Annotated in this window: 14 protein-coding genes and 1 pseudogene; 4 read left to right on the forward strand and 11 right to left on the reverse strand. The window is 68.1% G+C overall.

Translation table 11 applies throughout. The features are described 5' to 3' along the window. Nucleotides 1-766 (forward strand): LCP family protein (locus tag A5624_RS11580; RefSeq protein WP_197518948.1); only part of this gene is annotated, 766 nt, incomplete at its 5' end. Between the two features lie 171 nt (nucleotides 767-937). Here the strand turns inward: A5624_RS11580 and A5624_RS11585 are convergent. From A5624_RS11585 to A5624_RS11605, 5 genes are all read right to left on the reverse strand, one after another. Continuing rightward, the gene (locus tag A5624_RS11585) at nucleotides 938-1,729 is read right to left on the reverse strand and encodes an SDR family NAD(P)-dependent oxidoreductase (RefSeq protein ID WP_066866211.1); all 792 of its coding nucleotides are present in this window, start codon (nucleotides 1,727-1,729) and stop codon (nucleotides 938-940) included. Nucleotides 1,730-1,743: 14 nt separating this feature from the next. Then, complete coding sequence (locus A5624_RS11590; protein ID WP_066866213.1) at nucleotides 1,744-2,580, reverse strand: SDR family oxidoreductase; 837 nt, start codon at nucleotides 2,578-2,580, stop codon at nucleotides 1,744-1,746. A 101-nt stretch (nucleotides 2,581-2,681) separates the two neighbouring features. Further along, nucleotides 2,682-3,617, reverse strand: coding sequence for an enoyl-CoA hydratase (locus A5624_RS11595; RefSeq protein WP_066866215.1), 936 nt, complete (start codon nucleotides 3,615-3,617; stop codon nucleotides 2,682-2,684). 108 nt (nucleotides 3,618-3,725) lie between these two features. Then, on the reverse strand, nucleotides 3,726-4,514 hold the full coding sequence (gene fetB, locus A5624_RS11600) for an iron export ABC transporter permease subunit FetB (protein WP_066866217.1): 789 nt from the start codon (nucleotides 4,512-4,514) through the stop codon (nucleotides 3,726-3,728). Further along, entirely contained in the window at nucleotides 4,514-5,236 is a 723-nt protein-coding gene (locus tag A5624_RS11605) for a phosphate ABC transporter ATP-binding protein (RefSeq protein ID WP_066866233.1), read from the reverse strand. Before A5624_RS11605 ends, fetB begins: the two co-directional genes overlap by 1 nt. 134 nt (nucleotides 5,237-5,370) lie before the next feature. Here A5624_RS11605 and A5624_RS28165 point away from each other — a divergent pair, with 134 nt between their 5' ends. The 3 genes from A5624_RS28165 to A5624_RS11615 all read left to right on the forward strand — a co-directional run bounded on the left by A5624_RS28165 (nucleotide 5,371) and on the right by A5624_RS11615 (nucleotide 7,681). Then, nucleotides 5,371-5,535: a hypothetical protein gene (locus A5624_RS28165; RefSeq protein WP_112632220.1), complete on the forward strand. Its 165-nt coding sequence runs from the start codon at nucleotides 5,371-5,373 to the stop codon at nucleotides 5,533-5,535. Beyond that, nucleotides 5,536-7,017: a trehalose-6-phosphate synthase gene (locus tag A5624_RS11610; RefSeq protein WP_066866219.1), complete on the forward strand. Its 1,482-nt coding sequence runs from the start codon at nucleotides 5,536-5,538 to the stop codon at nucleotides 7,015-7,017. Nucleotides 7,018-7,102: 85 nt separating this feature from the next. Continuing rightward, on the forward strand, nucleotides 7,103-7,681 hold the full coding sequence (locus A5624_RS11615; RefSeq protein WP_066866221.1) for a hypothetical protein: 579 nt from the start codon (nucleotides 7,103-7,105) through the stop codon (nucleotides 7,679-7,681). A 22-nt stretch (nucleotides 7,682-7,703) separates the two neighbouring features. On the opposite strand, the gene A5624_RS11620 is transcribed toward A5624_RS11615, so the two are convergent. The 6 genes and pseudogenes from A5624_RS11620 to A5624_RS11645 form a co-directional block, all read right to left on the reverse strand. After that, complete coding sequence (locus A5624_RS11620) at nucleotides 7,704-8,195, reverse strand: mammalian cell entry protein (RefSeq protein ID WP_066866222.1); 492 nt, start codon at nucleotides 8,193-8,195, stop codon at nucleotides 7,704-7,706. After that, nucleotides 8,195-8,902: a mammalian cell entry protein gene (locus A5624_RS11625; protein ID WP_066866224.1), complete on the reverse strand. Its 708-nt coding sequence runs from the start codon at nucleotides 8,900-8,902 to the stop codon at nucleotides 8,195-8,197. The genes A5624_RS11620 and A5624_RS11625 overlap by 1 nt, the downstream gene beginning before the upstream one ends. Beyond that, on the reverse strand, nucleotides 8,902-10,629 hold the full coding sequence (locus A5624_RS11630; RefSeq protein ID WP_066866227.1) for a virulence factor Mce family protein: 1,728 nt from the start codon (nucleotides 10,627-10,629) through the stop codon (nucleotides 8,902-8,904). The genes A5624_RS11625 and A5624_RS11630 overlap by 1 nt, the downstream gene beginning before the upstream one ends. Before the next feature lie 13 nt (nucleotides 10,630-10,642). Then, on the reverse strand, nucleotides 10,643-11,797 hold the full coding sequence (locus tag A5624_RS11635) for an MCE family protein (RefSeq protein WP_066866229.1): 1,155 nt from the start codon (nucleotides 11,795-11,797) through the stop codon (nucleotides 10,643-10,645). Further along, the gene (locus A5624_RS11640) at nucleotides 11,794-13,233 is read right to left on the reverse strand and encodes a virulence factor Mce family protein (RefSeq protein WP_156748981.1); all 1,440 of its coding nucleotides are present in this window, start codon (nucleotides 13,231-13,233) and stop codon (nucleotides 11,794-11,796) included. The genes A5624_RS11635 and A5624_RS11640 overlap by 4 nt, the downstream gene beginning before the upstream one ends. Beyond that, nucleotides 13,233-13,748 (reverse strand): annotated as a pseudogene (locus A5624_RS11645) (mammalian cell entry protein); the annotation flags it as partial. The gene A5624_RS11640 and the pseudogene A5624_RS11645, both read right to left, overlap by 1 nt. Nucleotides 13,749-13,779: the final 31 nt, after the last annotated feature.

Raw genomic sequence — 13,779 nt, forward strand, 5'->3', positions numbered from 1 at the left:
CCACCGGCAGCAGGCGTTCATCTCGTCGGTCATGCAGGAGCTGCAGGCCACGGGCACGTTCACCAACATCGACAAGCTCAAGAACCTGATGGCGGTGGCGCGCAAGGACGTGGTGCTCTCGGCGGGGTGGAGCGAAGACATGATCCAGCGCCTGGGCGGGCTGGCCGGTGGCAACGTCGAGTTCCGGACGCTGCCGGTGGTGCGTTACGACAACATCGACGGCCAGGACGTCAACATCGTCGACCCGGCGGCGATCAAGGCGGAGGTGGCGGCGGCGATCGGGGCCGACACGACGACGACCGCGCCGAGCACCACCGCCGTGAAGCCGGATCCCACCACGGTCGTCGACGTGGTCAACGCCGGCAGCATGAGCGGTCTGGCCACCGAGGTATCCCGCGCGCTGAAAAAGAAGGGCTACACCCCGGGTCAGGTCCGCGACCGCGAATCCGGCGACCCGACCTCCACGACGGTCGAGTACGGCGCCGGCGCGCAAACCGATGCGCTGAACCTGGCCAACCTGCTCGGCGTGGACGCGCCGAAGCAGCCCAGCCCCAGGGTGCAGCCCGGACACATCCGCCTGACCGTGGACACCAATTTCACGATGCCCAGCCCCGACGAGACGCAGATGGACGACACCACGAGCACCAGCTCGAGCACCACGTCGACCAAGGCCAAGAGCTACTACTACAACGGCACGACCACGACCTACCCGACGCCCGATCAGGGCAAGCCGATCGATGGCGGCGGCGTGCCCTGCGTCAACTAGCCATCACGCTGCGCGGTGATCGCAAGCGCGGCGGAGCCGGGCGCGGCGGGTCGCCGCCATCAGGCTGCGCGGTGATCGCAAGCGCGGCGCAGCCGGGCGCGGCGGGTCGCCGCCATCAGGCAGCGCGGTGATCGCAAGCGCGGCGGAGCCGGGCGCGGCGGGTCGCCGCCATCACGCATGCGTGCCGCCATCGATGCGGATCTCGGTGCCGGTGATGAACGCGCCGTCGTCGGACACCAGCATGGCGATCACCCCGGCGACGGCGGTGGGCTCGGCCATCCCGGTGCCGCTGGATTCGACGGAGGTGGGCAGCACCGGCATCAGCCTCGAAAACAGCGACCAGTCAGCGTCTTTGGGGATATATCCGCCGGTGGCGTCGGTGATTCCGGACTTGATGCTGCCCGGCGCCACGCATACCGCGCGCAGGCCGTCGCGCGCGTATTCCAGCGCCAGCGAGTGGGTGAAGGCCTGGATGCCGCCCTTGCTCGCGGCGTAGGCGGCCATGTAGGGGTGGGCGAACGAGGCCGACGTGGAGCTGAAGTTGACGACCGCGCTGCGGGAGTTGGCCAGCAGGGACGGCAGCGCTTCGCGGACCACCAGGAAGGTCCCGGTCAGGTTCACGCCGACGATCCGATTCCACAGCTCGAGGCTGGTTTCGTGGGTGTGCGCGGCCCGCAGGATGCCCGCGGCGTTGACGAGCGAGTCGAGGCCACCCAGCTGCTCGACGGCCACGCGCACCCCGTCGATCACGGACTCCTCGCTGCCCACGTCCATCGGCAGGGTGGTCAGCCGGTCGGCGGTGCCGGCCTCGTCGGCCCGCGCCCGGGTGTTGTCCAGGCCGTCGGCGGCGACGTCGGAGGCCGCGACGGCGGCGCCCTCGTCCAGCAAGCGCAGCGCGGTGGCCTGCCCGATGCCCGACGCGGCGCCGGTCACCAGGATCCTCTTGCCCTCAAGCCTTTTCATGCGATTCTCCCGGCTCAGACCACTCCGCGCAGCGCGTCCTGGCCGAACATCTGCACCATCATCGAGGAGTAGTCGGGGCCGCGGCGCAAGATGTGGCCGCCGTCGACGTTGATGCACTGGCCGGTGATCCAGGCGGCCGCGTCGCTGAGCAGGAACATCGCCAGGTTGGCGACGTCTTCGACCTCGCCCACCCGCGGCAGCGGCGTGCACAGCGCGTAGTCCGCGCTGATCTCCGGCGACTGAATCACGCTTGCGTCAACAAGATCGGTGCGGATCAGGCCGGGGCGGATGCTGTTGACCCGCACCCACGACTCTCCGAGTTCGTCGGCGGCCAGCATCATCATGTGGTCGATGGCCGACTTGGTCACCCCGTAGGGCCCGAACCAGCGGTGGGTGTTGCTGGCCGCGATCGAGGAGATCCCGATGAACGAGCCGCCGCCACCGCGCACCAATTCGCGCCCGACGTGCTTGAGCACGTACATGGTGCCGTTGACGTTGAGGTCGACGGTGTTTCGCCACGCCTCGGAGTCGGTGTGGGTGATCGGCCCGACGGTCAGCGAGCCACCGGCGCAGTGCACCGCCCCGTGCAGCCGGCCGTGCCACGCCGTGGCGGCGTCGACCGCGCGGGCCACCTCGTCCTCGTTGGTGACGTCGGTGGGCTCGTAGCGGATGGCGCCGCCGTCGGCGGCCAGCGGCTCGATTTCCTCGACGGCGCCCGCCAGCCGGTCCGGGTTGCGGCCGACGATCATCACGGAGGCCCCGGCCGAAACCAGGCCTGCGGCCACGCCCTTGCCGATTCCGCTGCCGCCGCCGGTGATCAGATACGTCCGGTCTTGGAAAGATAGCTGCACGCGAGGCCCTCTCGAACTGGAACAGGTTCTAGCTATAGAAGCATGTCCCCTCGGGGTGAATATCGCTACCCCCGGTCTCGTTACGGCTCGGCGGCGCGACGCTACGGCGTATCGCGGCGGGCCACCTTCGTCGGCTTCGCGTCACGCCAATCCTCGACGTGCGGCGGTTGACCAACCGGCCACCGGTTCTCGTTGAACGCCGCCCAGTGGGCATGCCCCAACAGGTGCACGTGGAACGCGTGCCGCAGCGCCTCGGTGTAGCCCATCGCGTCGGAGGCGGCATTGACCGAATCCTTGATGAGCAACGACGCCATCGTGGGCCGCTCGGCGATGCGTCGCGCGAAAGCCAGTGTTTTTTCCTCTAATTCGTCGACCGGGAAGACCTTCGAGACCATGCCCAGCCGGTGCGCCTCGTCCGCGTCGATCGAATCACCGGTCAGCAGCAGCTCTTTGGCCTTGCGCGGGCCGAACTCCCAAGGGTGGGCGTAATATTCGACACCAGGCATACCCAGCCGGACAGCGACGACGTCGCTGAACTTCGCGTTGTCGGCCGCGACGATCAGATCGCACGCCCAGATCAGCATCAAACCGGCCGAGATCGCGTTGCCCTGAACTTGGGCGATGGTGATCTTTCGCAGATCCCGCCAGCGGCAAGTGTTTTCGAAGAAATAGTGCCACTCCTGGTGGTACAGCTTCTCCATGATCGGCTCGAGGGTGGCCCCGCGCGAGCGGAAGCTCGGGTGCTGCCCCGGCCCCGGCGCGCGCTCGGCCAGTGCCTGCTCGGAACCCAGGTCGTGGCCGGCGGAGAAGTTCCTGCCCCGGGCCGCCAGGATCACCACGCGAACCGTGTCGTCGGCCTCGGCGCGGCCGAACGCCTCGTCGAGCTGGACCAGCAGGCCGCGACTCTGCGCGTTGTGGGCATCGGGCCGGTTCAGCCAGATCCGGGCGATGCGGCCCTCATCGAGGGTTTCGTAGGCCACCAGCTCCGGGACGTTGGCGTCGGCCGCCCCGGCGTCGGCTTGCTCGGAGACTGTCATTGAGCCCACCTCGTTCGTCGTTGAATTGGCCTTGTTTACAGATTACGGCCAGTGTGTAACCGGGCCCGCGCTGGGGTGATGGGGTGGCGGGCGCCGCAGAGCATGTTCTCATCGGGCGCTCTCGGGCCGCCGCGCCAGCGGCAGCAGCCGATGGTCGCGGGTGAACACCAGCCGCACGATGCCCATCCCGACGACCACCGTGGTGGCCGCGACCGAGCCCAGGATCAAGAACATCACCACGGCCTGCACCAGCACCGCCTGCAACGGCGGCACCCCGGCCAGAATGAGGCCGGTCATGGCGCCCGGCAGGAACACCAGGCCGGTGGCTTTGGTGGTCTCGATCTGCGGAGATATCGCCGAGCGCAAGGCGGTTCGCAGGTACGGCGACGCGGCCTGCCCGCAGGGCTGGCCCAGCGCCAGGCGGGCCTCGACCTCGTCGCGTTTGTCGCGCAACTCGTCGACGAGCCGCCGCGCCACCAGCACCATGGCGGTCATCGAGTTGCCGATCATCATCCCGGCGACCGGGACCAGGGTCCGCCCCTGCAACGGGAACACCCGCAGGCCGAAGATCACCCCCAGCGTCACCACCGCCGCGCCGGCGAACGCGGCCACGGCCAGCGGCGCGAACCGCGGCACCTCCGGCGCCCTACGGCGCGCGACATCCCCGGCGTACGCCACCATCCCGGCGACCCACGCCCACGACCACCACAGCGACCTGCCCGGCTCGAACAGCAGCGTGAGCGCACCGCCCACGAGCAGCAACTGCACCAGTGCGCGCATTGCGGCCCACAGCAGTTGCCGCTCCAGCCCCAACCGCCGCCACAGCGAGATCCCGGCCGCGAACGCCACCAGGATCAGCGACGTCGCCAGGCCCAGCCAGCCGACTTGGCCGTTCATCACTCCACCGAGCCGTCGCCCGGGCGGGAGGCGACCGGGCCCAGCCCCTGGCTGCGGCCGGACTCCAGGCGCAGGACCCGGTCGGCAGCCCTGGCCACCTGCGCCGCGTTGTGGGTGACCCACAGGGCCGGGGTGCCGTCGGCGGCCAACTCACGCACCGCGCGCTCGATGACCTCGGCCGCCTCCGTGTCGACGGCGGAGGTGGGTTCGTCCAGCAGCAGCACCTGCGGTCCGGCCATCAAGGTGCGGGCCAGACACACGCGTTGCGCCTCCCCACCCGAGAGCCCGGCCACGTCGCGGTCCAGCCACGATCCGCTCAACGCGACCCGGGCCAGCGTCTCGCGCATCCGCGCATCGGGCGCGTCCGGATCGGCCGCGCGCAGGTTGTCGGCGACGGTGCCGGGAAACGGCGTCGGACGCTGGAAGCACATGCCCACCCGGCGCCGCAGCCACAGCGGGTCGAGCGCGGCGATGTCCGAGCCGTAGAACGACACCCGCCCGCTCGTCGGCAGCTCCAGCCGGTTGCACAACCGCAGCAGCGTCGATTTGCCCGAGCCGGACGGGCCGAACACGGCCGTCACGCCGTGCGCCGGGATGGCGGCGGTCAGCCCGTCCAGGGCGCGCACGCCCTGGCGTTCGACGACGACGTCGAGGAACTCGAACACCGAGTCGTTATCGGCGTCGTTATCGGCGTCCTGATCGACCACCCGCTTATCCTGCATCACCGCGGCCGCCGTCCATCGCGTCTTCGCGAGCGGCGCGGCGAACACCTGCGAACCGGCCGTAAACGCCGTCAGAGCCCGTTAGCTGGTGAGACGGGCTGCGACCGGTCAGCGGCGTCGCCTACAGTTAAGTCATGCCTACTAAATCTGATCCTGGCGAAATCGGCGACGTGGAACCTGTGGCCGACAGCACCGCCAGCCAGGCCAGGCGGGTCGTCGCGGCGTACGCCACCGACGCCGACGAGTGCCGGGTGTTCCTGTCCATGCTGGGTATTGGGCCTTCGAAACTCGACGCATAAATGTCTCCCGGGGGTGGGCGAAGCGCAACGGCGGCCAAGTACGGCAACTCCGACTTCGTCGTAGTCGCCAACCGGTTGCCGGTGGACCAGGAGCGGCTTCCCGACGGCACCACGGCGTGGAAACGCAGCCCCGGAGGATTGGTCACCGCGCTCGAGCCGCTGCTGCGCCGCCGGCGTGGGGCGTGGGTCGGCTGGGCCGGGATCGTCGACGAGGACACCGACCACGATGACGAACCGATCGTCCAGGAAGATCTGGAGCTCCGGCCGGTCAGGCTGAGCGCGGCCGACGTCGCCGAATACTACGAGGGTTTCTCGAACGCCACGCTGTGGCCGCTGTATCACGACGTCATCGTCAAACCGATGTACCACCGCGAATGGTGGGAGCGCTACGTCGACGTCAATCGCCGCTTCGCCGAAGCCACCTCCCGTGCCGCGGCAAAAGGCGCGACGGTCTGGGTGCAGGACTACCAGCTGCAGCTGGTGCCGAAGATGCTGCGCGAACTGCGGCCCGACCTGATCATCGGTTTCTTCCTGCACATCCCCTTCCCGCCGGTCGAGCTGTTCATGCAGATGCCGTGGCGGACCGAGATCGTCGAGGGCCTGCTCGGCGCCGACCTGGTCGGGTTCCATCTGGCCGGCGGCGCGCAGAACTTCCTGTTCTTGGCCCGGCGGCTGATCGGGGCCAACACCTCGCGCGGGGCGGTGGGGGTGCGGTCGCGCTACGGCGAGGTGGAACTGGACTCCCGCGTCGTTCGGGTGGGCGCCTTCCCCATCTCCATCGACTCCACCGCGCTGGACCAGGCGGCCCGCCACCGCGACATCAAGCGCCGCGCCCGGGAGCTCCGGGCCGAGCTGGGCAACCCGCGCAAGGTGCTGCTGGGCGTCGACCGGCTCGACTACACCAAGGGCATCGACGTTCGCCTGAAAGCCTTTTCGGAGCTGCTCGCGGAGGGCCGCGCCAAGCGCGACGACACCGTGCTGGTCCAGCTGGCGACACCGAGCCGCGAACGGGTGGACAGCTACCAGCAGTTGCGCAACGACATCGAGCGTCAGGTCGGCCACATCAACGGCGAGTACGGCGAAGTCGGGCACCCCGTGGTGCACTACCTGCACCGGCCGGTCCCGCGCGACGAACTCATCGCGTTCTTCGTGGCCGCCGACGTCATGCTGGTCACCCCGCTGCGCGACGGGATGAACCTGGTCGCCAAGGAGTATGTCGCCTGCCGCAGCGATCTCGGCGGCGCGCTCGTGCTCTCCGAATTCACCGGTGCCGCCGCCGAATTGCGCCAGGCGTATCTGGTCAATCCGCACGACCTCGAGGGCGTGAAGGATTCGATCGAGGCCGCGCTCCACCAATCCGACGAAGAGGGACGCCGCCGGATGCGGTCACTGCGCCGCCAGGTGCTGGCTCATGACGTCGACCGGTGGGCGCGGTCGTTCCTCGATGCGCTCGCCGAATCCCGGCCCGGCGGCGCCGATTAGGGCGCATCCGCAAGACCCCATGGTGTTGCCGCCCGAACGCTGTGATACTCAGGTGCGAGGGTCGCACGCGAAGGAGGGGCATCACATGAAGCTCCGTCACGGAATGGCGGCCGGTGCCGGTATCTTCACGGCGGTCGCGGTGGGAATCGCGCTGCAGTCCGGTGAACCGGCCAAGGCGCTCGGACCACCGGCGGACGGCAACTATTCGTTCAACGAGGCTGGCGTGTCCGGGGTTACATGGACTGTCACGGCGATATGCGATCAGCCGTCCGGCACCCGCAACATGAACGACTACTCCGATCCGATCGTGTTCGCGATGCAGTGCGCGCTCAACGTCGTGAGCTTTACCGATGAGAAGATCAGCGCGGCGGACAAGCTGCAGAACTTCAGCGGCCGCGCCCGAATGTCGAGCATGCTGTGGACTTTCCAAGTCACCAAGGACAACGGCGTGTCCTGCCCCGGCGGCGGCACCGCGCCGTCCACCGAAACCTTCGCCTTCAGCGACGAAACGATGAGCGGCACCCACACCACCATGCACGGACCCGTGTGCGGCATGGAGCCGGAGATGAAGAAGCAACCGTTCTCGCTGTCGCTGATCGGACCGCCGCCCAGCCCGGTGCAGCGTTACCCGTTGTACTGCAACGGCATTGCGATGTGCTACTGACGTTGACCGGTTGCCGGCAGGGCTAGATCGGCGTGATGTAGGCGATCAGCCACTGCTTGCCGACCTTTTTGAAGTCCACCCGCAGCCGGCTGCCGTCATACAGTGGCTGGCGTGACTTGTCGGTCACGGTGCGGTTCATGAAGACCATCACCGACGCCGATTCCCGTTTGGCCGACATCACCCCCACGCCAACGACATTGGCCTGCACCACCACTTCGCGCTTCTTGGCCTCGGGGATGATCTGGTTGTTGGCGCTCTTCTGGAACTCCGCGCGATAGTCCGGGGTCAGCAGCGGATACGCCGCCGACAGGCTCCGTTCGACCGTCTGGTAGTCGTAGGCGAAGACCTCCGGAATCTCCTTGGCCGCCAGGCCGGGCAACACCGCCCGCGCCACCTGCTCGCCGCGCGTCTGCACCCTGTCCCAGTACATCCAGCCGGCCACCGCGGACAACCCGACGAACGCCGCGGCCAGGAGGTAACCCGCGACGACCAGCAGCCAACGCCGCCATCGCATCAATTGCCTCCGTCGGGATACTTCAGGTCGTAGCCGCTCATCTTGCCGGCGTCGTCTTCGTGGACGATGACACGTAGGCGGTAGGGCATGGACGGCTTGTTGACGCCGTCGATGTCGGCGACCGTGACGCGCACCGACACCAGCACCGACGCGTTATTGGTAACGGCGTCAACGCCTTCCAGTGCGGCCCCGTTGACGACGGCTTCCGATGTCGCATTGGTGGAGCGGAAGAGCGCCTTGAGGTTTTCGGCGTTGTTGTTGGCGCCGAGCATGCCGCGCAGCGGGCCGCTGGTGCCGTTGATGAACCGGTTCACGCTTTCGTCGATGTTGTCCTGCTTGTAGCTGAACATGTTGACCACCGTCTGCGTGGCGGTGTCGACGAAACGCTGATCGCGCGCCTGCGCCGTGGTGGCGTGGCGCTGCGAAACGAGCAGCGCCGCCACACAACCGGCCAGCACACCGACCGCCAGCAGTGCGGCCGCGAACGAGATCCACGCCACCAGGGCACGGTGCGGCTGCCGGCGCGGTGGCGGCTTGATGGACTTGAGGGCCTTGACGGGTTTGGGCGTCGGCTTCGCCGCAGGCGCAACGTCGGTGTGGACCGTTACGTCCTGGGCCGAATCACCCTTGGCCGGACCCGCCGCGCGGGAGGCCCGACGGCGCACCCGTGGTTTGTTCGTTTGTTCGTCTGCCACGGCAGTGTCCATTACATCGGCCTTGGATCAAGCATGAGGTCCACCCAGTTCTCGGCGCCGGAGGTACCGGTGGCGCCGGCCGCGAAGATACCAGTGCCACCGGCCGGATCGACAAACGCGCCGGTCTTCTCGTCGTAGGTCGCGTATGCCGGCGGCCCGCTGGCCTGGGGTTGCCCACCGGGCGGCGGGCCCCACGGCTTCTCCGGTCCCGGGCCCGCCGGCGGCGGGCTGATGCCCTCCGGCGCGGGCGGCGGGGGCAGCCACTTCGGGTACGGAAGCTGCGGCGGCACCGGCGGCACCCCGGGCGGCTGCCAGGACGTGAACGGCGGTGGCGGCCCGTTGTCGTTGGGCGGCGGCGGAGCGAAGGCCGGCTGCTTGTTGGGCAACGGGCCCGGGCCGGGCACCACACCCGGCGGCGGCGGCCCGACGATGGGTGTTCCCGGATCGGGCTCAGCGCCCGGCGGGATGTACGGGAACTTGTTGGGCGGCAACACGTTCAGCCCGTTGGTCACCGGGGTGTCGTAGGGCACCGGCGGACCGCGCCACGGGTTGCGGCCGATCGGCACGTAGCCCTTCGGGTCGCGACAGAGCTGGATGGTCGGTGCGCGTTTGCCGGGGAATTCCTGGCACGGGTAGTTGCGGGCGCCACGCACGGTGCTGGGATCGTTTTGCGCGGTCTTGCAGTACATGTCCTTCGGCAGCTCGCGCACCGTCTCGTCGGCCGGGGTGCGCATCAACGGCGGCGGCAGGAAGCCGACAGCGCATGGCGGCGGGTCGTTGAGGTCGAGCTTGAAGTCCAGCTTTCCACCCTCGTCGATGGGGGGACCACCCGCCATCGTGATGATCGCGGCGAACAGCGCCGGCAGGACCACCAGCAGCTGCTCGATCGACTTGTGGTAGATCACGCCCACCCGGCCCAGGTTGGCCAGGCTGGCGGCCAGCGCCGGGAAAGAGGGACGGATGCCGGAGAACGCGGTGCTCGCCTCGTCGGTGGCGCCGGGGGCGGTCGCCAGCGTGTCGCGCAACTGCGGGTCGGCCTGACGCACCTCGGAGGTGAACCGCGCCAGCCCGTCGGACAGCGACTTGATGTCCGCGCCGGCGCGGATCTGCGCCTGCAGGAACGGGCCGGCCTGGTCGATCAACTGCGAGACTTGCGGATAGTTTGCGTTGGCCTCGTCCACCAGCAGCCTGGCGGACTCGAACAGCCGGGCCATCTCGGGACCCGATCCGTTGGCGGCGACGAACGTCTCGTGCAGCAGCTCACGCAACCGGGTATCGCCCAGGCTGTTGACCAAGGTCTCGGAGCGCTTCAGCAGGTCGGCGACGTCCTGGCCGATCCGGGTGTTCTTGCGCTCGATGCGAGAACCGTTGACCAGCTTGCTCAATGCCGGTGAACTGGGCGGCACCAGGTCGATGTACTGCTCGCCCACGGCGGACACACTTTTGACGGTCGCGGTGACGTTCGACGGGATGGCGGTCCCGCTGTTCAGCCGCATGTCGGCGATGACGCCGTTGGGGCTCAGCCCCACCGACTCGACCCGGCCGACGGCCACGCCGCGGTAGGTGACGTTGGCGTTCTTGTACAGGCCGCCCCCGGCAACGAAATCGGCGCTCACTCCGTAGGTTCCGATGCCGAACGTCGCGGGCAACCGCAGGTAGAAGATCGCCATCACGGTCAAGGTGATGACGGTGATCACCGCGAAGATCACCAGCTGGATCTTGGTCAGTCTGTCGTGCATCTGCGCCCGCCCCCTAGTGTCCCGAAGCCGTGCCGGGCGGAATCTTGAACGGGTCCGCGGCCTGTCCGGACAGGTTGGCCAGTTCGCCGGTCAAGAAGTCGGGCGGATTGAGGATCTCGTTCATGTGGGCCATGTTCGGGTCGAAATACGCCGTGGTGAAGAACGTTTCGCCCAGCCGGCGCAGGGTGAGGTCGAAGGTGGTGAACACGTTGAGGTAGTCACCGCGCACGGCCTGCTTGATGCCGTAGTTGGGGAACGGGAACGTCAGCAGGATCTGCAGCGAGGTGACCAGGTTTTTCCGGTTGTCGTTGAGCGCCTTGACGACCGAGTACAGGTCCTTCATGTCGGCGGCGAAGTCCACCTTGGTCTTAGCCAGGATGTGGGAGGTGACGTTCGCCAGTTTGTGCAGCGCGCTAAACGCCTCGACGATGTGATCGCGGTTCTTGTTGAGCACGCGAATGGCCTCGGGCAGCGTGTCGAGCGCCCGGCCCAGGTTGTCCTTATCGTGCGCCAGGTTGGCCGAGAATCGGTTCAACCCGTCGACCGCTTCGATGATGTCGTTGACCTGGCGGTTGAGCCCCGAGGTCAGTTCCGCGAGCCTGGGGACCAGGTCGACGAACTGGTCCTGCCGGCCGGCGACGGCCCGGTAGGTCTCGTCGGTGATCTCTTCCAGCGCACCGACGTTGCCCTTGTTCACCACCACGCCCAGCGCCGAGAGCACCTCTTCGGTGGTGGGATAGCGGCCGGTGTTGGCCTCCGCGATCTTCGACCCGTCCTTGAGCTTGTCAACGGCCGGCTTGTCCTTGGGACGCGCCAAGTCGATGTGCATCGAACCGAGCAGCGACGTCTGGGCGACGGTCGCGGTCGAGTTTGCGGGCAGCACCACGTTTTTGTCCAGCGCCAATTTGACTGCGGCATAGAACGATCCGTCGGCCCGCTGTTCGGCCGCGATGCCGGCGACGCTGCCGACGGTGACGTCGTCCACCATGACCGGAGAGTTCTGCGGCAGGGTCGCCACGTCGGGCAGCTCGACGGTGATCGAATAGGCGCCGCTGCCGTGGCCGGCGGTGCCCGGCATCGCCAGCGAGTTCAGCCCGCTGAATTGGCAGCCGGCCAGCAGCACGCTGCCCGTCGCCAATCCGCCTGCGCGCAACCACATCCGGTTCATCCGCCACCACCCAAGCCGGCCGCCGGCCCGTTGGGCGCCTGGCCCGGAGGCGGGCCCGGCAGCGGACCGAAGGCGCTTCCGGCGGCGGGGCCAGGAGCTGGAGCGGCACCGGGCGGCGCCGGCTGGCCCGGCGCGGGAGCGGCCTGCGGGGCCGTCGGGACCAGCAGGGCCTGCAGGTCCGCCGGGTTCTGGGCGTCCGGCGGCGTCTGGGTGCCCTTGGCCGGAATCCAGGTCAGCTGTGGCACCGGCGTCGCCGACTTGGCCTGGGTCTCGGGGGTGTCGTAGATGATCTGGCCCTTGTACGCCGTAATCGTGTTGAGCGGGTGGAACATCAGCGGCGGGTAGTTCACGGTGAGCCGGCGCAGCACCGGACCGAGCCGCTCACGGCAGAGCTCGGCGCGCTTGAAGTAGTCGGGCGCCCTGGGCCCGGCGGCGGTCTCGAAGGAGCCACCGCAGATGAACTGCACGGGGTTGGCGAATTCCGGTATCGACAGCAGGCCGTTGAGGGTGCCCTGCGCGGGGTCGTAGATGTTGTAGAAGTTGGCGATACCCGGGCCCGCCACGTGCAACACCTGCTCGATGTTGTCACTCTGGTCGCTCAATGTCTTCGCGAAATCGTTGAGGTTGTTGACCGTATCGACGATCGTGGAGTTGTTCTCGTGCAGGAAGCCCCGGATGTCCGACAGCGCCTTGTTCAAAGTGCCCAGGGTGGTGTCGAGGTGGCGCGAGCTGTCGGCGAGCACCTGAGACACCGAGGCGACGTTGCCGGCGAACTGAACGATCTGCTCGTTACTGGACGAGAGCGCGTTGACGAGCACCTGCAGGTTTTTCACCGTGCCGAAGATGTCGCCGCGCGAATCCCCAAGGCGCCCAGCGGCTTGCGAGAGCTCGCGCAGGGCGTTGTGGAACGACTGGCCCTTGCCGTCGAAGGTGTCCGCGGCCTGGTTGATCGCCGAGCCCAACGGTCCTTGCAGGGATCCGGCCGTCGGACCGAGCTGGACGGCCAGCTGGGTCAGCGACTCCTTGACCTCGTCCCATTCCACCGGGACGGCGGTGCGGCCCAGGCCGATGCTGGCGCCGTCGGCCATCTCGGCCCCGCCGGTGTACGCCGGCGTCAACTGAATGAACCTGGCGGCCACCAGGTTTGGCGACATGATGATCGCCTTGGCGTCCTTGGGGACCTTCACGTCCTTGGAGACGGCCATGGTGATCTTGACGTCGGAGGGCCGCGGCTCGATCGTGTCGATGGTCCCGACCGGGACACCGAGGATGCGCACCTGATCGCCGGGATACAGGCCGACGGCAGAGGTGAAGTAGCCGATGATCTTGCGGTTCTTCTCCTGCGACGACAGCACATACACGCCACCCACCAGCACCGCGACCAGCGCGATGATGGTGGCGTAGCGCAGCCCCCGGCTACGGATGATCCGCTGCATCACGGCGCTTTCGGCCTGATCGTCCAGCGTTCCTGAATCAGGCCGCGCAGGTAGTCGGCGAGGCTGGCAGGCATCTTGCCGGGCTGGTAGAAGAAGTCGAACATGGTGGCGAGCAGTGGCGCCGGGATCACGCCGTAGACGTTGACGTTGAATCCGGGACCCGAACCGACGACCTCACCCAGCTCGGTGGCGTAAGTCGGCAACCGCTTGAGCGCCTCGGTGATGTAGTCGCGGCGCTCGTTGAGGTTGGACAGCACGTCGTTGAGCTTGCCCAGCGCGGGACCGAACTCCTTGCGGTTGTCGGCGACGAAACCGGAAATCTGCGTCGAGAGATCCTGGATCCCCGAGATCAGCTGGGCCAGGGAGTCACGGCGTTCGTCGAGGGCGGCGAACAACTCGTTGCCGTCGTCGACCAGCTTGTTGACCTGCTCGGCGCGCTGGACGGTGTGACGTCGCTGTCGCGCACCCTGGACCGCCGCGACGAGGCGCTGCAAAGCCTTCTGGCGCACGCGAAGTCGGTCACCGGCGTGTTATCCCAGCGCGCCG

This window comes from Mycobacterium sp. 1482292.6, from assembly GCF_001672995.1.
GTDB classification, from domain to species: domain Bacteria; phylum Actinomycetota; class Actinomycetes; order Mycobacteriales; family Mycobacteriaceae; genus Mycobacterium; species Mycobacterium europaeum_A.